Annotated in this window: 17 protein-coding genes and 1 pseudogene; 14 read left to right on the top strand and 4 right to left on the bottom strand. The window is 64.5% G+C overall.

The window, feature by feature from the left end:
• Nucleotides 1-25: 25 nt before the first annotated feature.
• The 3 genes from IVB45_RS11150 to IVB45_RS11140 are packed head-to-tail and all read left to right on the top strand — an operon-like array spanning nt 26 to nt 3,290.
• Nucleotides 26-1,276: a Zn-dependent hydrolase gene (locus tag IVB45_RS11150; RefSeq protein WP_247359971.1), complete on the top strand. Its 1,251-nt coding sequence runs from the start codon at nt 26-28 to the stop codon at nt 1,274-1,276.
• A 14-nt stretch (nt 1,277-1,290) separates the two neighbouring features.
• Complete coding sequence (locus IVB45_RS11145; RefSeq protein WP_247359972.1) at nt 1,291-2,202, top strand: NAD(P)-dependent oxidoreductase; 912 nt, start codon at nt 1,291-1,293, stop codon at nt 2,200-2,202.
• A gap of 11 nt (nt 2,203-2,213) precedes the next feature.
• Nucleotides 2,214-3,290, top strand: a complete 1,077-nt coding sequence (locus IVB45_RS11140; RefSeq protein ID WP_247359973.1) for a malate/lactate/ureidoglycolate dehydrogenase — start codon at nt 2,214-2,216, stop codon at nt 3,288-3,290.
• Nucleotides 3,291-3,481: 191 nt separating this feature from the next.
• Here the strand turns inward: IVB45_RS11140 and IVB45_RS11135 are convergent, their stop codons facing one another.
• A complete protein-coding gene (locus IVB45_RS11135; RefSeq protein WP_247288600.1) occupies nt 3,482-4,555 on the bottom strand; it encodes a tartrate dehydrogenase in 1,074 nt (357 codons plus the stop codon).
• A 157-nt stretch (nt 4,556-4,712) separates the two neighbouring features.
• On the opposite strand from IVB45_RS11135, the gene IVB45_RS11130 reads away from it, so the two are divergent.
• The gene (locus tag IVB45_RS11130) at nt 4,713-5,489 is read left to right on the top strand and encodes an SDR family oxidoreductase (RefSeq protein WP_247359974.1); all 777 of its coding nucleotides are present in this window, start codon (nt 4,713-4,715) and stop codon (nt 5,487-5,489) included.
• Between the two features lie 155 nt (nt 5,490-5,644).
• Complete coding sequence (locus IVB45_RS11125) at nt 5,645-7,063, top strand: amidase family protein (protein ID WP_247359975.1); 1,419 nt, start codon at nt 5,645-5,647, stop codon at nt 7,061-7,063.
• 70 nt (nt 7,064-7,133) lie between these two features.
• Here IVB45_RS11125 and IVB45_RS11120 read toward each other — a convergent pair whose 3' ends face one another.
• Nucleotides 7,134-8,237 (bottom strand): amino acid ABC transporter permease, encoded by a 1,104-nt coding sequence (locus IVB45_RS11120; RefSeq protein WP_247359976.1) that lies wholly within the window; start codon nt 8,235-8,237, stop codon nt 7,134-7,136.
• 2 nt (nt 8,238-8,239) lie between these two features.
• The gene (locus tag IVB45_RS11115; RefSeq protein ID WP_247359977.1) at nt 8,240-9,427 is read right to left on the bottom strand and encodes an ABC transporter permease subunit; all 1,188 of its coding nucleotides are present in this window, start codon (nt 9,425-9,427) and stop codon (nt 8,240-8,242) included.
• 86 nt (nt 9,428-9,513) lie between these two features.
• On the opposite strand from IVB45_RS11115, the gene IVB45_RS11110 reads away from it, so the two are divergent.
• The 4 genes from IVB45_RS11110 (at nt 9,514) to IVB45_RS11095 (ending at nt 13,479) form a co-directional block, all read left to right on the top strand.
• Entirely contained in the window at nt 9,514-10,386 is an 873-nt protein-coding gene (locus IVB45_RS11110; protein ID WP_247359978.1) for a MurR/RpiR family transcriptional regulator, read from the top strand.
• A gap of 3 nt (nt 10,387-10,389) precedes the next feature.
• Complete coding sequence (locus IVB45_RS11105) at nt 10,390-11,739, top strand: aspartate aminotransferase family protein (RefSeq protein ID WP_247359979.1); 1,350 nt, start codon at nt 10,390-10,392, stop codon at nt 11,737-11,739.
• A 12-nt stretch (nt 11,740-11,751) separates the two neighbouring features.
• A complete protein-coding gene (locus tag IVB45_RS11100; protein ID WP_027568927.1) occupies nt 11,752-12,765 on the top strand; it encodes an amino acid ABC transporter substrate-binding protein in 1,014 nt (337 codons plus the stop codon).
• Nucleotides 12,766-12,828: 63 nt separating this feature from the next.
• On the top strand, nt 12,829-13,479 hold the full coding sequence (locus IVB45_RS11095) for an aspartate/glutamate racemase family protein (protein ID WP_247359980.1): 651 nt from the start codon (nt 12,829-12,831) through the stop codon (nt 13,477-13,479).
• On the opposite strand, the gene IVB45_RS11090 is transcribed toward IVB45_RS11095, so the two are convergent.
• Nucleotides 13,476-14,123 (bottom strand): TetR/AcrR family transcriptional regulator, encoded by a 648-nt coding sequence (locus IVB45_RS11090; RefSeq protein ID WP_247359981.1) that lies wholly within the window; start codon nt 14,121-14,123, stop codon nt 13,476-13,478. The two genes, IVB45_RS11095 and IVB45_RS11090, sit on opposite strands and share 4 nt — an antisense overlap.
• A 135-nt stretch (nt 14,124-14,258) precedes the next feature.
• Between IVB45_RS11090 and IVB45_RS11085 the strand changes: the two genes are divergently transcribed.
• The 5 genes and pseudogenes from IVB45_RS11085 to IVB45_RS11065 all read left to right on the top strand — a co-directional run bounded on the left by IVB45_RS11085 (nt 14,259) and on the right by IVB45_RS11065 (nt 17,985).
• Entirely contained in the window at nt 14,259-14,468 is a 210-nt protein-coding gene (locus IVB45_RS11085; protein ID WP_027516766.1) for a ferredoxin, read from the top strand.
• Nucleotides 14,469-14,522: 54 nt separating this feature from the next.
• Nucleotides 14,523-15,746, top strand: a complete 1,224-nt coding sequence (locus IVB45_RS11080) for a cytochrome P450 (protein ID WP_027568924.1) — start codon at nt 14,523-14,525, stop codon at nt 15,744-15,746.
• Between the two features lie 108 nt (nt 15,747-15,854).
• Nucleotides 15,855-16,073 (top strand): annotated as a pseudogene (locus tag IVB45_RS11075) (alpha-ketoglutarate permease); the annotation flags it as partial.
• 3 nt (nt 16,074-16,076) lie between these two features.
• Nucleotides 16,077-16,736: a sulfite oxidase-like oxidoreductase gene (locus tag IVB45_RS11070; protein ID WP_247359982.1), complete on the top strand. Its 660-nt coding sequence runs from the start codon at nt 16,077-16,079 to the stop codon at nt 16,734-16,736.
• A 25-nt stretch (nt 16,737-16,761) separates the two neighbouring features.
• The gene (locus tag IVB45_RS11065; protein WP_247359983.1) at nt 16,762-17,985 is read left to right on the top strand and encodes a bifunctional alpha/beta hydrolase/OsmC family protein; all 1,224 of its coding nucleotides are present in this window, start codon (nt 16,762-16,764) and stop codon (nt 17,983-17,985) included.
• Nucleotides 17,986-17,994 lie beyond the last annotated feature (9 nt).

The raw sequence follows: 17,994 nt of genomic DNA, 5'->3' as shown, positions 1-17,994 counted from the left end.
GCCGGACAATTGAGAGACTGACCGCATGAGCCGAGCCGCCACCAATTTGCAAATCGATTCCGCCCGCCTCTGGGGCTCCATCCACGAGACCGCGCAGTTCGGCGCGACGGCCAAGGGCGGCGTGCGGCGGCTGACGCTGAGCGCGGAGGACAAGCTGGTGCGCGACTGGTTCCGCAAGGCCTGCGAGGACGCCGGCTTAGAGGTGCACACCGATGCGCTCGGTTCGCAGTTCGGCCTGCGCAAGGGACGCGACATGTCGAAGCCGCCTGTCGGCATCGGCTCGCATCTCGACACGCAACCCACCGGCGGCAAGTATGACGGCATTCTGGGAACGCTCGGAGCACTGGAAGTGATCCGCACGTTGAACGACGCCGGCATTGAGACCGAGGCGCCGATCTGCGTCGTCAACTGGACCAACGAAGAGGGTTCGCGCTTCGCTCCCGCGATGATGGCCTCCGCCGCCTATGTCGGCGACTTCACCACCGACGACATCCTGTCGCGCAAGGACGCCGACGGCACCACCGTCGGCCAGGCGCTCGACAGCATCGGTTATCGCGGCGACAAGCCGGTCGGTTTCCAGAAGCTCGGCTGTTTCGTCGAGTTGCACATCGAGCAGGGCCCGATCCTGGAAGCCGAGGGCAAGACCATCGGTGTCGTCGATTCCGGCCAGGGCGTACTTTGGTACGACGGCAAGATTTCCGGCTTCGAGAGCCATGCCGGGTCGACGCCGATGCCGCTGCGGCGCGACGCGCTGGCGACGCTGTCCGAGATCGTGCTGGCGATGGAGGCCATTGCGAGCAAGCACGGGCCGAAGGCAGTCGGCACCATCGGCGAGGCCGTGATCGCAAACCCGTCGCGCAACGTCATTCCCGGCGAGATCGCCTTCACGATGGATTGCCGCAGTGCAGATGGCGCGATCATGGATGCGCTCGATCGCGATCTGCGCAGCGCGATTGCCGAGATCGCCGCACGCCGCAAGGTCGAGGTGAAGATCGACCTGGTCTGGCGCAAGCCGCCGACGCATTTCGATCCCAAGTTGATTGCGGCCGTCGAGAACGCGGCGAAGACGCTCAGCTACTCCTCTCGCCGCATCACCTCCGGCGCCGGCCACGACGCCTGCAATCTCAACACAATCATGCCGGCCGCAATGGTGTTCGTGCCCTGCAAGGACGGCATCAGCCACAATGAGCTGGAAGACGCCACGCAGCCCGATTGCGCCGCGGGCACCAATGTCCTCATGCACACGGTGCTGGCGATCGCCGGCGTCGCATCCTGACCGGAGAGAGAGTCATGCGCGGAGTTTTCGTCGACGCCAACGAAGCCCTGGCCGTGATCATGGAGCGGCTGGAGCAGCCCGGCGATCCCAAGGTGCGGATCCACAGGGATCCCGACATCAAGCCCGAGCAATATCCTGAGATTCTCGACGGCGCCGAGATCGCGATCGTCGACCACACCGCGCTGCCGACCGATGTCGCAAAGAAGTGCGCAGGGTTGAAGCATGTCGTGTTCCTCGGCACCGGCGCGCGCAGCTACATGAACCCGGAGGAGCTCGCTGAGCTCGGCATCTCCGTGCACCTGATCAAGGGCTATGGCGACACGGCGGTCGCGGAATGCGCGATCGCGCTGATGTGGGCTTCGGCCCGCGTCATCGCGATGATGGACCGGGAGATGCGCGGCGGAAACTGGCTGCGCGAAGACGGCATGCAGCTCACCGGCAAGACGCTCGGCCTGATCGGCTTCGGCGGTATTGCCGCGGAAGTCGCGCGCATGGCCTCAGGCAGCGGCATGAAGGTGATCGCCTGGAACCGCTCGCCGAAGAGCTATCCGGGCGTGGAATTCGCCGATCTCGACACGGTGTTGGCGAGAGCCGACGTCGTATCGCTGCATCTGCTGCTCAACGACGAGACGCGCGGCATGATCACCCGCGAGATGATCGCGAAGATGAAGCCGGGCGTCATCCTCATCAACACCGCCCGCGCCGCCGTCATCGACGAGGCCGCCATGATCGACGCGCTGAAGTCGGGCCACATCCGCCATGCCGGCCTCGACGTCTTCAACATCGAGCCCCTGCCCGGCGATCATCCTCTGACGAAACTGCCGAACGTGACGTTGTCGGCGCATTCGGCGTTCCGGACCCCGGAGGCGAGCGAGAACCTCATTCATGCGGCGTGGGAGCACTGCCGTAGAATCGTAAAGGGATAAGAGCACTGACAATGGCCGACTATCGCACCATCAAGGCACAGCCGCTCATCGAAGCCATCAGTGCCATCGTCAAGGCCGGCGGCTCCACGGACCGCGAGGCCGAGCTCGTATCCACCAATCTGGTCGAGGCCAATCTCAAGGGACACGACTCCCACGGCGTCGGCATGATCCCGCGCTATGTCCAGAGCGTCACCACGGGCGGCCTCGCCGTGAACCAGCACGTCAAGATCGTGCTCGACACCGGTCCGCTGCTCACCCTCGACGGCCTCACCGGCTACGGCCAGGTGATCGGCCATGAAGTGATGGAGCTGGCTGCCGAGCGGGCCAAGCGCAACGGCGTGTGCCTCGTCGGCCTCTCCAACTCGCACCATATCGGCCGGATCGGCCACTGGGCCGAGCAGTGCATCGACCACGGACTGGTCTCGATTCACTTCGTCAACGTAATCTCGCGCCCGATCGTGGCGCCGTGGGGCGGCAGCGATGGGCGCCACGGCACCAACCCTTTCTGCGTCGGCATCCCGCGCGGGGGCAAGGACCCCATCGTGCTCGACTTCGCCACCAGCAGGATCGCGCAGGGCAAGACCCGCGTCGCCCACAACAAGGGCGTCGAGCTCGAGCCCGGCACCATCATCGACAATGAGGGCAAGCCGACCACCAACCCGCGCTACACCGTGATCCCGCCGCACGGCGCCATCCTGCCGTTCGGCGAGCACAAGGGGTCGGGGCTCGCGCTGGTGTGCGAAATCCTCGGCGGCGCGCTCTCCGGCGGGCAGGTGGTCAAGGGCCCGTCCGATGGCAAGTACAACGTCCTCAACGGCATGCTCTCGATCATCATCGATCCGACCAAGCTCGGCACCGCGGAAAATCTCGCGCGCGAAGTCGAGAGCTTCGTCGCCTGGCACACCGGCTCACCGCCCGCCGTCGGCGTCGACAAGGTGAAGATCGCCGGCGAGCCGGAGCGAGAGACGAAACAGAAGCGCCTGGCTGAAGGCATTCCGGTCGATCCGACCACCTGGCAGGAGATCTTGGAGGCCGGGAAGAAGTTCGGGCTGGATCAGGCGGCGATCGAGAAGATCGCGGGGTCGTGAGGCGGAGCACGGTGCTCTTCCCTTCTCCCCTTGTGGGAGAAGGTGGCGCGAAGCGCCGGATGAGGGGTTCTGTCCGCGAAGGGAAATGCACAATTGAGAGGCCTGTCTCCGCGGAGACAACCCCTCACCCATCTTCGATGCTTCGCATCGAAGCCACCCTCCCCCACAAGGGGGGAGGGGAAAGCAGCGCTCTAATCCACCATATCCGCAACCGCCTTGCCGCAAGCCGTGGTGTCGGCGTTGCCGCCGAGATCCTTGGTGCGGAGCGTGCGCTCCGCCAGCGTGCGCTCGATCGCATCGACGATCGACTTGCCGGCTTCCTTTTCGCCGAGATGTTCGAGCATCATCGCGCCGGACCAGATTGCGCCGATCGGATTGGCGATGCCCTGCCCCGCGATATCGGGCGCCGAGCCGTGCACCGGCTCGAACACCGACGGGAAATTGCCCTCGGGGTTGATGTTGCCCGACGGCGCGATGCCGATGGTGCCGGTGCAGGCCGGGCCGAGGTCGGACAGGATGTCGCCGAACAAATTGGAGCCGACCACGACGTCGAACCAATCCGGATGCAGCACGAAGTTCGCGGTCAGGATGTCGATGTGGTACTTGTCCCACTTCACACTTGGATACTTCTTCGCCATCGCCTCCACGCGCTCGTCCCAATAGGGCATGGTGATGGAGATGCCGTTCGACTTGGTCGCTGAGGTCAGGTGCTTCTTCGGCCGCGACTGCGCGAGCTCGAACGCGAACTTCAGGATGCGATCGACGCCGATGCGGGTCATCACCGTCTGCTGCGTCACGAACTCACGGTCGGTGTCCGGGAACATGCGGCCGCCGACGGAGGAATATTCGCCCTCGGTGTTCTCGCGCACCACCCAGAAATCGATGTCGCCGGGCTTGCGGTTGGCCAGCGGCGACGGCACGCCCGGCATCAGCCGCACCGGGCGCAGATTCACATATTGGTCGAACTCACGGCGGAACTTGATCAGCGAACCCCAAAGCGAGACGTGATCCGGAATCTTGGCCGGCCAGCCGACCGCGCCGAAGTAGATGGCATCGTGCTTTCCGATCTTATCCTTCCAATCGTCCGGCATCATCTGGCCGTGCTTCTCGTAATAGTCCCAGGACGAGAAGTCGAAATGATCGAAATGAAGGGACACCCCGTGCTTCTTCGCCGCGGTCTCCAGAACGCGCAGACCTTCGGGCATCACTTCCTTGCCGATGCCGTCGCCAGGAATGACCGCGATCCGGTATTGTTTCTTGCTCATCGAGAACGTCCTTGATTGCTCCGGCAGCCGCCGCCTTTTTGACCGCACTGCAATGGACCAAACGCGGCGGCAGTGCAACGCTGCACTGCAATGTTGACCATGGCGCGGCCGACCGCCTACTGATTTTATTCCCGTTCCTCTCCTGCGAGTAACTCCCATGGATCTGCATCTGCGTGGCAAGCGCGTCCTGATCACGGGCGCGTCCAAGGGCATCGGCGCAGCTGCCGCCGAGGCCTTTGCCGAGGAAGGCTGCCATCTCCTCCTCGCCGCCCGCAACGGCGATCAGCTCAAGGCTCTGGCCGAGCGCTTGCGCTCGGCGCACCAGATCGATGCCGCCACGAGCATCGTCGATTTGCGCAAGAGCGAGGATTTGACGCGGCTCGCCAAGGAAGCCGCCGACATCGACGTCCTCGTCAACAATGCCGGCGACATTCCCGGCGGCTCCATCGACAAGATCGACGAGGCGACCTGGCGCCACGCCTGGGAATTGAAAGTGTTCGGCTACATCAACCTCACGCGCATGATCTATGCGCAGATGAAGGCGAAGGGCGGCGGCGTGATCGTCAACGATATCGGCGCGGCCGGCGAGAAGTTCGACGCCAACTACATTTGCGGCAGCGCCGGCAATGCCGCGCTGATGGCCTTCACTCGCGCGCTCGGGGGCAAGAGCCTCGCCGACAACATTCGCGTCGTCGGAATCAATCCCGGTCCTGTGGGCACCGACCGTCACGTCACCTTGCTGAAGACCCGGGCAAAGCACCAGTTCGGCGACGAAAGCCGCTACAGGGAGTTCCAGAAGAGCTTGCCTTTAGGCAGGCCTGCGCATGCGCGCGAGATCGGAGATCTTATGGCGTTCCTGGCGTCGGATCGCGCGGGCTACACGTCCGGCGTGATTTACACGGTGGACGGCGGCATCAGCGCGGGATGGGGTTAAGTCTGTCCACGTCATTGCGAGCGAAGCGACTTGTCCGCCGAAGCTTTAACGAAGGCGGATGCAATCCAGAAATGTATCTGCGGTAAAAGTCTGGATTCTTCGTCGTTTCGTTCCTCGCAATGACGGAGCCTAGAACAAGCACAGGAGTAGAATAATTGTCTCAGGACCTGATCCGCGAAACCGCGTGCACCGTCGTCGACAAGCTGCGGTCCGGCGACGTCTCGCCGCTGGAGCTCTTGGATGTGCTGGAGAAGCGCATCGGTCAAGTCGATGGCAAGGTCAACGCGTTGCCGACGCTGTGCTTCGATCGCGCGCGGGATAGCGCAAAGGCGCTGATGCGGAAGCCGGCCGGTGCGCGCGGGCTGCTAGCAGGCCTGCCGGTGCCGATCAAGGACCTGACCGACGTTGCTGGCGTGCTGAACACCCAGGGCTCGCCGATCTTCAAGGACAACATCCCGGCGACGTCCGACATCCTGGTCGAAAATCTCGAGGCCAACGGCGCCGTCATCTATGCCAAGTCGAACACGCCGGAATTCGGCGCGGGCGCCAACACCTTCAACGAGGTGTTCGGCGCAACTCTCAATCCGTGGGATACGTCCAAGTCGGCAGCCGGCTCGTCAGGCGGCGCGGCCGTTGCGCTCGCCACCGGCATGGCCTGGGTCGCGCAAGGCTCCGACATGGGCGGCAGTCTGCGCAGCCCGGCAGCTTTCTGCGGCGTCGTGGGCATGCGGCCGAGCATCGGCCGGGTCGCACATACTCCAAAATCAGCCATCGATCGTAACCTCGGCGTCGTCGGTCCGATGGCACGCAACGTCGAAGATCTCGCGCTGCTGCTCGATGCCATGAGTGGCGACTATGCAGCCGATCCATTGTCGCTTCCCGCGCCTGCGACCTCATTCCTGTCAGCGGCACAATCAGGCAAGAAACCGAAGCGCATCGCCTACTCGCCCGATCTCGGCATTACGCCGGTCGATCCCGAAGTCAAAGCGATCACACGCAAGGCGGCTGAACGCTTTGCCGAAGCCGGCGCCATCGTCGAGGAGGCGCACCCGGACTGGCGCGATGCGCACGAGTGCTTCCATACGTTGCGCGCCTTCGATTTTGCGATCAGCAAGGCCAATCTGTTGCGCACCAAGCGCGACCTGCTCAAGCCCGAAGTGATCTGGAACATCGAGGAAGGCCTCAAGCTCACGATCGAGCAGCTCGAACGCGCCGAGGCGCAGCGCGTCGGCATGACCGCACGTGCGGTCGAGTTCTTCAAGAGCTACGATCTGCTGCTGGTACCGACCACGATCGTGCCGCCCTTCCCGATCGAGCATCGCTATGTCGCCGAATGCGCCGGCAAGAAGTTCGACAATTACGTCGAGTGGCTCGGCATCGTCTATGCGATCACGCTCGCCTGCTGTCCCGCGCTGTCGCTGCCGTGCGGCTTCACCGCATCGGGACTTCCGGTCGGCCTGCAGGTCGTCGGGGCTCCGCGCGCGGATGCGCATGTGATCGCCGGCGCCAAGGTGCTGGAGGATATTTTGGGCGTGCGCGGCACGACGCCGATTGATCCGCGCGTGAAGAACTAGCCTCTCGTGTCCCGGACGCGGCGCAGCGCTTCTTCAGCGGTGTGCTGCAGAGCCGGGACAAGAGAAATAGTCACCTTCCGCTCGTCGCCTCCAGGCTGCGGCTATACCGCGACATCGCGAAGCAGAAGACAAAATAGATCCCGGCGACGAAGATGTAGACCTCGACGGAGAATTGCTGCCACGCCGGATCGATGATCGCGGTCTTGGCCGTTGTCAGCAAGTCGAAGATACCGATGATCAGGACGAGGCTGGTGTCCTTGAAGAAGGCGATGAAGGTGTTGACCGCCGGCGGGATGACGTGGCGGATCGCCTGCGGCAGGACGATCAGCCGGTTCTTGCGCCAGTAGGACAGGCCGAGCGCGTCGGCGGCCTCGTATTGCCCGCGCGCCACGGCCTGGAGGCCGCCGCGAATGACTTCGGCAAGATAGGCACCCGCGAACAGGATGATCGCGACCTGCGCGCGCAGGAGCTTGTCGATGTTGAATCCGTTCGGCATGAACAGCGGAAACATCACGCTGGCCATGAACAGCAGACTGACCAGCGGCACGCCGCGGATCAGTTCGACATAGAGCACGCTGAGCGAGCGGATCGCCGGCAGTTTTGAGCGCCGGCCGAGTGCGACCAGGATGCCGAGCGGGAAGCCGAAAGCCAGACCAAAGGTCGCCAGGATCAGCGTCACGGGCAAGCCGCCCCACCGGTCCTGCGAGACGAATGTCAAGCCGAGTATGCCGCCCCACATCAATAGGCTGATCAGCGCGAGAGCAGCGATCCAGAGATAGGCCAGCTCGCGCCGCCATAAGGCGCGGCGGGTGGAGAGATAGAACAGGGCGATGAACAGCAGTACCGCCAGCGCCGGCCGCCATTGCTCGTCGAACGGATAGGTGCCGAACAGGATGAAGCGGTATTTTTCGGGGATGATCGCCCAGCATGCACCGACGCCGCGTACCGCGCGGCAGGCGCTGGAATCGTTCGCGGGGGTGAGCCAGACCGCATTGGCGATGCCCCATTGCGCGAAGCTGAAGATGGTCTTTGCGAGCACCGCCAGCAACACGACGGAAAGGATGCCGTTGGGGATCGACGAGAACAAATTGGTGCGCAGCCAGCGCAGCACCGGATTGCCAATTTGCGGGCGGGCGGTGCGCGGTGCTTCTGGAATGTCGGCGATCGCCGTCATGGTCAGCGCTCCACCAGCGCGATGCGCGAATTGTACCAGTTCATGAAAAAGCTGATGCCGAGGCTGATGGTCAGAAACACCGCCATGATCAAGGCAATGGCCTCGATCGCCTGACCGGTCTGGTTCAACGTCGTGTTGGCGATCGAGACCACGTCCTGATATCCGATCGCCACCGCGAGCGAAGAGTTCTTGGTCAGGTTGAGGTATTGGCTCGTCATTGGCGGCACGATCACGCGTAGCGCCTGTGGCAGGATGATCTGCCGCAGCATGAAGCTGCGGCGCAGTCCGAGCGCATTGGCGGCATCCCACTGGCCGCGCGGCACCGACTGGATGCCGCTGCGCACGATCTCGGCGATGAAGGCCGAGGTGTAGGTGACGAGCGCGATCAGCAGCGCGAAATATTCCGGCGCGAGCGTCAGCCCGCCGACGAAGTTGAAGCCGCGCAACCCAGGCCATTCGATCGTCCAGGGCACGCCGAGCAGCACGGACACCGCCGCAGGCAGCCCAACGAGCAACCCGAGTCCAAATGGCCAGGCCGGCCGCGGCTTGCCGTCGCGCATTTGCTGCGCGATGAGCCGCCGCTGGATGACATAGAACACCACAAGCCCGAGCACTGCCGTGCCGAGCACCCAAAGCTGCGGCGTCCCGATCGGAATCGCCGGCAGGATCAGCCCGCGATTAGACAGGAACACGCCCTCGATCGGCCGCCATGCCGCGCGCGCCGCCGGCAGCGCTTGCATCAGCACGTACCAGAACAGGAGCTGGAGCAGCAGCGGGATGTCGCGGAGCGTTTCGACATACACCGCGGCGAGCCGCGACAGCAGCCAGTTGGCCGACAGCCGCGAGATGCCGATTACCGTGCCCAGGATGGTTGCAAGCACGATTCCGATCACGGCGACGCGCAGGGTGTTGGCGATGCCGACGACGAAGGCCCAGAGATATGAGTCTCTCGGATTATAGGCGAGCAGGCTGTCGGCGATGGGCATGCCGGCCTCTCGGCCCAGGAAGGCAAAACCGGTCGTGATGCGGCGCGCGGAGAGATTGGTGACCGTGTTGGACCAGAGGAAGGCGATGACCGCGACTGCGATCCCCACCACCAGGGCCTGCCAGAACAGGCCTTTCAGCTCGCGTTGTCCGAAAGCGCCGAAGAAGCGACGGCGCGGCGGCGGTCTCGGAGCGTCTGACGTCACAGCACAAAAATCCTTCTCAAAACGGCGATTTCCGGCAGCGTACGTCAACTGTTGCACCAAACTCTACTTCGTGCAACAAATGTTTCATGGCCGAGCCCGCCAAATCCTCGCCGCTGAGCGAACTGCGCATTGCATTGCCATCGCTTCCGATGCGGTTGCAGGAGGTCGGGCGTTTCGTCGCGGCCAACGATTACGACGCCACCACGCGTTCGATGCGCGATCTAGCAGCGGTTGCCGGCGCCGATCCCGCCGCCTTCACGCGGCTTGCCAAGGCGATCGGCTATTCGGGCTGGGACGAATTGCGCGCGGCACTGACGGAGGCGCGACGGCCCTCGCAGACAGCGCCCTTCTCCGGCCGCGCCAGGAGCCGCCGCCACGGCCCGAATGCCGATGTCGCGCTCGTCACCGACAAGCTGGAAGCCGAGGCCGCCGGCCTTCCGCGCATCCCGGCCCAGCCGATTGCGGAGGCGGCACGCGCGCTCCACGATGCCAAGCGGGTCTGGATCACCGGCTACCGAAGCTGCCGCAGCGTCGCGGAACTGCTCAACTACGAGCTCCGGCTGTTTCGCCCCGAACAGGTGCAACTCGTCGGCGCGTCCGGCCCCGACGATCTCGACCTCGGCGCGTTCCGGCCCGGCGAAGCCGTCATCGTCATCGGCTTCATGCCCTACACCCATGCGAGCGTCCGGGTGGCGCAGGCCGCCTATCGTGCCGGCGCCACCCTGATCGCGATCGCCGATAGCCCTTCGGCGCCAATGGCCGAAGGCGCCGACCACGTGCTGCTGTTCGAGGCGGCCTCCTCTCCCGGCTTTTTCCCCAGCCTCACCGGCGCCATTGCGATCGCGCAATCGCTCGCCGCCGTGACGTTTTCGCTCGGCGGCACGGCCGCGAAGAAGCGCCTGGAGAATACCGAGGCGCGGCTGGCCGCGGCCTCAACTTACGTTTCAGAGAAAGGTTGACCCATGGTCGCTCGCACCAGCCGCGTGCTGCATCGCTCGCTGCGCGAAACGCCGCCCAAGGCGATCGGCGGCGAAGGCGTCTATCTCTTTGCCGAGGACGGGCGCCGCATCATCGACGCCTCCGGCGGAGCTGCGGTCTCCTGTCTCGGCCACCAGCATCCGCGCGTGATCGCAGCGATCACGAAGCAGGCTTCGACCCTCGCTTATGCCCATACCGCGTTCTTCTCGTCCGAGCCGGCGGAGGCGCTGGCCGAGAGGCTGGTCGGCCATGAGCCCGGCGGCCTCGCCTACGCCTATTTCGTCAGCGGCGGATCGGAAGCGGTTGAAGCCAGCATCAAGCTCGCGCGGCAATTTTTCATCGAGCGCGGCGAGCCGGAGCGGCAACACTTCATCGCGCGGCGGCAGAGCTATCACGGCAATACGCTCGGCGCGCTCGCGGCGGGCGGCAATGCCTGGCGCCGCGCGCCCTACGCGCCGCTGCTCTCCGACGCCTTCAGCCATGTGACCCCGGCCTTCGCCTATCACGAGAAGCACGAGAGCGAATCCGACGCGCAATTCGTCGCCCGGCTCGCGGCCGAACTCGAAGCCGAGTTTCAGCGCCTCGGTCCCAATACGGTCGCGGCGTTCCTCGCAGAGCCCGTCGTCGGCGCCACCGCAGGTGCCGTGACGGCGCCGGACGGCTACTTCAAGGCGGTGCGCGAGATCTGCGACCGCCACGGCGCGCTGCTCATTCTCGACGAGGTCATGAGCGGCATGGGCCGCACAGGCACCACGCACGCCTGGGAGCAGGAAGGCGTGGCGCCCGACATCCAGGCGATCGCCAAGGGTCTCGGCGGCGGCTACCAGCCGATCGGCGCGATGCTGGCCAGTGGCAGGATCATCGACACAGTCCGCTCAGGTTCGGGCGCCTTCCTGCACGGCCACACTTATCTCGCGCATCCCCTCGCTTGCGCTGCTGCGCTCGCGGTGCAGGACGTGATCCGCGAGGACGGCCTGCTCGACCGGGTCAAGGAGCGCGGCAAGCAGCTCGAGCAGCGGCTCATCGAGCGATTCGGCAATCACCGTCATGTCGGCGATATCAGGGGCCGCGGCCTGTTCTGGGCGATCGAACTCGTCGCCGATCGCGCCAGCCGGACCTCGTTCGATCCCGCGCTGAAGCTGAACCAGAAGATCAAGGCGGAGGCCTTCGCCAACGGTCTCGGCTGCTATCCCGGAGGCGGCACCGTGGACGGCGTCCGTGGCGACCACGTACTGCTGGCGCCGCCCTATATCGCTTCGCCGGAGGAGATCGACCTGATCGTCGACAAGCTCGGCACCGCCGTCGACAACGTATTGCGTCGTGTCAATCACTGAGGAGAGAATAGCATGATGAGGAAAGTGGTTATCGTAGCCGGCGTGCTCGCGGCATCGACGGTGGTCGCGTCGGCGGCAACGCTCGACACGGTGAAGAGCCGCGGCACGCTGATATGCGGCGTTAGCGCCGGTTTTGCCGGCTTCTCCGCGCCGGATTCGCAAGGCAACTACAAGGGTCTCGACGTCGATTATTGCCGCGCGCTCGCCGCCGGCGTGCTCGGCGATGCCAGCAAGGTGCGTTACGTCTCGCTGACCGCGCAGAACCGCTTCACCGCGCTCCAGTCCGGCGAGATCGACGTGCTCTACCGCAACTCGACGCAGACCTATCTGCGCGGTGTCACGCTGGGCCTGCGGCAGGGACCGGTCAACTTCTACGACGGCCAGGGCTTTGTCGTGAAGAAGGACCTCGGCGTGAAGGAGATTAAGGATCTCAAGGGCGCCACCGTCTGCGTCGCGCAGGGCACCACGCATGAGGTCACGCTCGGCGATTACGGCCGCGCCAACGGCATCGACTGGAAGCCGCTGGTGTTCGACCGCGTCGACACCATGTACCAGACCTTCTTCGGCGGCCGTTGCGACGCCATGACCCAGGACGCTTCCGCGCTCGCAGGCGCCGTGACGACCGCGGCGCCGAACGCGGCCGACTACGTCGTGCTGCCGCAGACCATCAGCAAGGAGCCGCTCGGCCCCTTCACCCGCAATGGCGACGAGGTCTGGAGCGACATCATCACCTGGCTGCATTACGGCTTGATCGAGGCCGAAGAGCTCGGCGTCACACAAGGCAATGTCGACGAGATGGCGAAGTCGCAGACGCCCGCGATCCAGCGCCTGCTCGGTGCCTCCGGCGATCTCGGCTCGCGGCTCGGGCTCGACAACAAATGGCTGGTCACAGCCATCAAGGCTACCGGCAATTACGGCGAGATCTATGAGCGCAATGTCGGCAAGGCGAGCCCGCTCAAGCTCGAGCGCGGCCTCAACGGCCTCTGGAGCAAGGGCGGCTTGATGTACGCGGTGCCGTTCAAGTAAACGTTTTGCGTGCCCCGGACGCGCTGCGTCCGGGGCTCGCGACCTTGCATCAGGTAACGTTCAATGCCGACGTCCCTTCGCATCGCCCTGATCCACGCCCTCAAGCATTCCATCGCCCCGATCGAAGCTGCGTTCGCGAACGCGTGGCCGGAAGCGCGGCTGATGAACCTGCTCGATGACAGCCTGTCGTCGGATCTGGCACATGATGGCAGGCTCAATGATGCCATGACCGAACGCTTTCTTGCGCTCGGCCACTACGCCGCGGTGACAGGCGCTGATGCGATCCTGTTCACCTGCTCGGCGTTCGGTCCCTGCATCGAGGCGGTTGCGCGCGCACATGCGCCGATGCCGGTGCTCAAGCCGAACGAGGCCATGATCGAACGGGCGGTGACCGTGGGCCGGCGTATCGGCCTGCTCTCGACTTTCGCGCCGACGCTGGCCTCGATGCCGCCGGAGTTTCCTTCCTCCGTCCAGGTCGTGCCGAAACTAGCCGAAGGCGCGCTGGCCGCACTCGACCGCGGCGACCGCGCTACGCATGACCGGCTGATCGTGGAAGCCTCACATGATTTGCGCGATTGCGACGTCATCGCGCTCGCGCAGTTCAGCATCGCGGCAACGGCGCCCCTCGTGGCAGAAGCTACCGGCCGCCCCGTCGTGACCACGCCTGACAGCGCCGTCGAGAAGCTGAGGAAGCTGTTGGCGGCAAAGGCTTAAGCGCCGGCCTTTTTCCGGCGCCGTGCGCCCTTGATCGCCACCGCAAGCGCTGCCTTGGTTTCGCTGACAAAGTCCTCGACCAGGTCTTCGCGCGTGGCATGAGCCGCCTCGCCGGTGAACAGTCCCTGCTCAGCCAGCATCACCACGCCGTGCACCGCCGCCCAGATCTTGAGCGCCTGCCGCTCGCGCAAGTAATCAACAGCCGGAGCTTCCAGTGCCTCGATCACGAGCGCAAACGTTTCGCGGGTCGCTTCGTGCAACTCGCTACCTTTCGCCGCACACGACACCGTGCGAGAGGCGAACATCAAGCGGTAGATGCCATTGCGGCGTAAGCCGAAATCCAGCGTCGCCTGCGCCAACAGCGACAGCTTCGACCGCTTCGACGGCTTTGCCATCGCCGCCCGCAAGATCCCGTTGAGCTGCCGGAACGCCTCCGCCGTCACCGCCGCAAGCAGCGCCTCGCGATCGGCGAAATGCCGGTAGGGCGCCGGCTGCGAGACACCCAGCTGCTTTGCCAGCGCCTTGATGCTGATCGCCTCCGTCCCGCCCTGCTCGGCTTCGCGCAGCGCGGCCTTGATCAAGGCGTCGCGGAGATCGCCATGGTGGTAGGTGTTCTCGGGCTTGCGGGAAAGTTGTGAACGCATGTTGCGCAGAGCCTATAAGTTTGCGCTTGACAGGGGAAGCCCGCCGCGAATGTAATATCCTATAACTTGAATAAGAACTCAGATGGGAGCGCGCGCCGCCTTCAGGCCGGAGCGCATACGACCGAGGAAGCCGCCATGACAGAGCGACTGAGGGTTCGCGTCGATCCGGACAAATGCCAGGGGCACGCGCGCTGCAAGGCGCTGGCGCCGGAGCTGTTCGAGCTGGACGAATACGGCAACGCCCACGAAGCCGGCGACGGCACCGTCCCATCCGGCCTCGAAGACAAGGCCTGGCTCGCCAAATCCAATTGTCCGGAAATCGCGATCGACGTGATCGAGGAGTAGCGCAGCCGCTGCCCCGCGAGCCTTCCGTGCACACGAGCCCCAAGGGATTTCGAGATGTCCGACGTCAGCCAGCCCGCCGCCCATCCGCCCGTGACCGACTGGGTCCATGATTTCGACCACACCGATCCGCAATGGACGGAAGATCCTTTCCCGATCTGGGACGAGCTGCGCGCCGCAAGCCCGGTCGTGCATACCGACCGCTTCCTCGGCTGCTACCTGCCGACGACCTATGAAGCGGTGCGCCAGATCGCCAACGACAGCGAGCATTTCTCCTCGCGCCGCATCATCGTCCGTGACGTTCGGCCGGAGATCACCAGCAGAAACTCCGCCCCGCCGATCACGTCCGATCCGCCGGTGCACAAGCCAGCCAAGCAATTGCTGCTGCCGCCGTTCACGCCGGACGCGATGAAGAAGCTGGAACCGCGGGTGCGCGCGATCTGCAACGAGTTGATCGACGGTTTCATCACTGAAGGCGGACTGGACGCGGCAGAGCGCTACACCAAGCACATTCCGGTTCGCGCGATCGCCCACATGCTTGGCATCCCCGAGACAGACAGCGATCTCTTCATCCGCTGGATCCACATGATCCTGGAACTTGGCATCAAGGACGAAAACACGCTGCTCCAGGCGGTGCAAGAGATGACCGTCTATTTCAGCGCCCATATCGAAGCGCGCAAGAACAAGCCGACCGACGACCTCATTTCCTACCTGATGAATGCCAGGGACAAGGAGGGCAATCCGCTCGAGGATTCGCACGTGCTGGGCTCGCTGCGACTGCTCCTGATCGCCGGCATCGACACCACATGGAGCGCGATCGGCTCCTCGCTCTGGCACCTCGCCCGGACGCCGGCCGACCGCCAGCGCCTGGTCGCCGAGCCCGGACTGATCCCGACCGCGGTGGAGGAGCTGCTGCGCGCCTATTCGCCGGTGACGATGGCGCGCGAAGTGGTCAAGGAGACCACGATTTCCGGCTGCCCGGTCAAGGCAGGCAACATGGTGCTGCTGTCCTTCCCGGCCGCCAACCGTGACCCGAAAATGTTTCCGGATGCTGACAAGGTCGTGATTGACCGCCGTGAGAACCGCCACGCCGCCTTCGGCCTCGGTATCCACCGCTGCGTCGGCTCGAACCTTGCGCGCATGGAGATGCAGGTTGCGTTGGAGGAATGGCTGAAGCGAATTCCGGACTTCGCCCTCGATCCGGCGGGCACGGTGACCTGGTCACAGGGAACCGTCAGAGGTCCCCGCCAGTTGCCATTTTTGCTTGGAAAGGCGATGTAGACCTCTCCAAACAGCGATGCGGAGAGGCGGGACGTGACTGAGCAACCAGCCAAACCGGCCTCTGAGCATTTTGATGTCGCCAGCGCCCAGCGCGGATCAACGCGATCTTCATCGGCTCGATCGGGCAACCTCGGCGTAGGCCTGCCCTATGCGATCACCGTCTCGGTGTTCGGAGGCACGGCGCCGGCGATCGCGCTCAATCTCAAGAGCATCGGGCATGAGGAGTGGTTCTACTACTATCTCGCTGGTATCATCTGCCTGTCGCTGATCATCTATTCCACCATGCGCGACACCAAGCATGCCTCCGCGATGCACCGCCACGAGTAGCTCATGACCGACGAGACGCCATCCGACAGTAAGCTGACGCGCACCAAGGAAAAATGGGCGCGCGAAGGCCGCTTTTTGACCGGCAAGATCACGCGCCCGGAAGATCAGCGCCTGCCGCCCGGCCAGCATCTGACAAAAGACTGGCCGGTGCTCGATCTCGGCATCGTGCCGCCGGTTTCGCGCGAGCGCTGGCGGCTCGACGTCTACGGCGCAATCGAGACCCCCGTGTTCTGGACCTTTGCCGAGTTCGCCGCCCAGAAGCAGGCGCGGTTCACCTCCGACATCCACTGCGTCACGACCTGGTCGCGCTACGACAATGAGTGGGAGGGGCTAGCTACGCGCGAGCTGCTCGCGGCCTGCCAGCCGCGCGAGGACGCGCGCATCGTCGTGCTGCATTCCCATGATGGCTACACCACCAACCTCGCGCTGGACGACTTTGCAGCCGAGGATGCATTGCTCGCCCATAGCTGGTCCGGTGAGCCATTGTCGGCCGAACATGGCGGTCCGGTGCGGCTGGTGGTGCCGCATCTGTATTTCTGGAAGAGCGCCAAATGGGTTCAGTCGATCGAATTCCTGACCGAGGACGCGCCGGGCTTCTGGGAAGTCCGCGGCTATCATAATCGCGGCGATCCCTGGGCAGAGCAGCGCTATTCGGGCGATTAGATTCAAGCAAGAACGGGGAAAGCCCATGCCGACAGAGCGCTTTCAATTCACCGGCGAAGGCGGCCATCAACTTTCGGCCGCGCTGGAGCTACCCGACGGCGAGCCGGCGGCCATCGCGCTGTTCGCGCATTGCTTCACTTGCGGCAAGGACACGCTGGCCGCCAAGCGCATCTCGGTCGCGCTCGCCGTCAAGGGCATCGCGGTGCTGCGCTTCGACTTTACCGGGCTCGGCTCCAGTGAAGGGGATTTCGCCAATTCGACGTTTTCCTCCAATGTCGCCGATCTCGTGCGCGCCGCCGATCATCTGCGTAGCGTCCGCAAGGCGCCGTCGATCCTCATCGGTCACAGCCTCGGCGGCGCCGCGATCCTCGCGGCGGCCGGACGCATCCCGGAGGCCAAGGCGGTTGCGACCATCGCGGCACCATCCGATCCCGCCCACGTCACCGGCCTGTTCAAAGAGCACCTCGACGACATTCGCACCCAAGGTGAGGTCGAAGTCTCGCTTGCGGGACGCCCGTTCCGGATCAAGCGCGAATTCCTCGACGACATCGCCGAGCACGAGCTGATGAAGGACGTCACGGGCCTGCACAAGGCGCTGTTGGTCATGCATTCTCCAGTCGACGATACTGTCGGCATCGACAATGCGACCAAGCTCTTCGTCTCCGCCCGGCATCCCAAGAGCTTCGTCTCGCTCGATCATGCGGATCATCTGCTGACCAAGCCGGCCGATGCGCTCTACGCAGCCGACATGATCGCGGCCTGGGCAAGCCGATACATCGACACAGCCAAACCCGCGAAGGCAATGGATCTCCCGGAGGCGCCGCGCCGGGTCGTGGTGCAGGAGACCCGCAAGAGCAAGTTCAACCAGGTCATCTCTGTCGGTCCGCATCGCCTGATCGCGGATGAACCGGTCGCCGCCGGCGGCGAGGATGCCGGCCCTGGTCCTTATGATCTTCTGCTCGCTGGCCTCGGGGCCTGCACCTCCATGACCATGCGCCTCTATGCCGACCGCAAGTCGCTGCCGCTCGATCGTGTCACCGTCTCACTGAAGCATTCTAAGATCTATGCGAAAGACTGCGCGGAATGCGAGACGCGCGACGGCATGCTCGACCAGATCGAGCGCGACATCGCGATGGACGGCGCGCTCGATCCCGAGCAGCGCAAGAAATTGATGGAGATCGCCGACAAGTGCCCGGTGCACCGGACGCTGACGTCGGAAATTCGGATCGTGACCAGGGCCGTGGATTAGCGCGCTTGC

The organism is Bradyrhizobium sp. 4, assembly GCF_023100905.1.
GTDB lineage: Bacteria > Pseudomonadota > Alphaproteobacteria > Rhizobiales > Xanthobacteraceae > Bradyrhizobium.
Note: the sequence above shows the minus strand (reverse complement) of the source record. Positions and strands in the feature narration are given on the sequence as shown.

Excerpts from the sequence above, each read along its gene's own strand:
- IVB45_RS11100 (WP_027568927.1), top strand. The coding sequence starts at position 11,752 with ATGATGAGGAAAGTGGTTATCGTAGCCGGCGTGCTCGCGGCATCGACG.
- IVB45_RS11110 (WP_247359978.1), top strand. The coding sequence starts at position 9,514 with ATGGCCGAGCCCGCCAAATCCTCGCCGCTGAGCGAACTGCGCATTGCA.
- IVB45_RS11135 (WP_247288600.1), bottom strand. The coding sequence starts at position 4,555 with ATGAGCAAGAAACAATACCGGATCGCGGTCATTCCTGGCGACGGCATC.
- IVB45_RS11095 (WP_247359980.1), top strand. The coding sequence starts at position 12,829 with ATGCCGACGTCCCTTCGCATCGCCCTGATCCACGCCCTCAAGCATTCC.
- IVB45_RS11140 (WP_247359973.1), top strand. The coding sequence starts at position 2,214 with ATGGCCGACTATCGCACCATCAAGGCACAGCCGCTCATCGAAGCCATC.
- IVB45_RS11105 (WP_247359979.1), top strand. The coding sequence starts at position 10,390 with ATGGTCGCTCGCACCAGCCGCGTGCTGCATCGCTCGCTGCGCGAAACG.
- IVB45_RS11150 (WP_247359971.1), top strand. The coding sequence starts at position 26 with ATGAGCCGAGCCGCCACCAATTTGCAAATCGATTCCGCCCGCCTCTGG.
- IVB45_RS11070 (WP_247359982.1), top strand. The coding sequence starts at position 16,077 with ATGACCGACGAGACGCCATCCGACAGTAAGCTGACGCGCACCAAGGAA.
- IVB45_RS11085 (WP_027516766.1), top strand. The coding sequence starts at position 14,259 with ATGACAGAGCGACTGAGGGTTCGCGTCGATCCGGACAAATGCCAGGGG.
- IVB45_RS11130 (WP_247359974.1), top strand. The coding sequence starts at position 4,713 with ATGGATCTGCATCTGCGTGGCAAGCGCGTCCTGATCACGGGCGCGTCC.
- IVB45_RS11120 (WP_247359976.1), bottom strand. The coding sequence starts at position 8,237 with ATGACGGCGATCGCCGACATTCCAGAAGCACCGCGCACCGCCCGCCCG.
- IVB45_RS11090 (WP_247359981.1), bottom strand. The coding sequence starts at position 14,123 with ATGCGTTCACAACTTTCCCGCAAGCCCGAGAACACCTACCACCATGGC.
- IVB45_RS11080 (WP_027568924.1), top strand. The coding sequence starts at position 14,523 with ATGTCCGACGTCAGCCAGCCCGCCGCCCATCCGCCCGTGACCGACTGG.
- IVB45_RS11145 (WP_247359972.1), top strand. The coding sequence starts at position 1,291 with ATGCGCGGAGTTTTCGTCGACGCCAACGAAGCCCTGGCCGTGATCATG.
- IVB45_RS11065 (WP_247359983.1), top strand. The coding sequence starts at position 16,762 with ATGCCGACAGAGCGCTTTCAATTCACCGGCGAAGGCGGCCATCAACTT.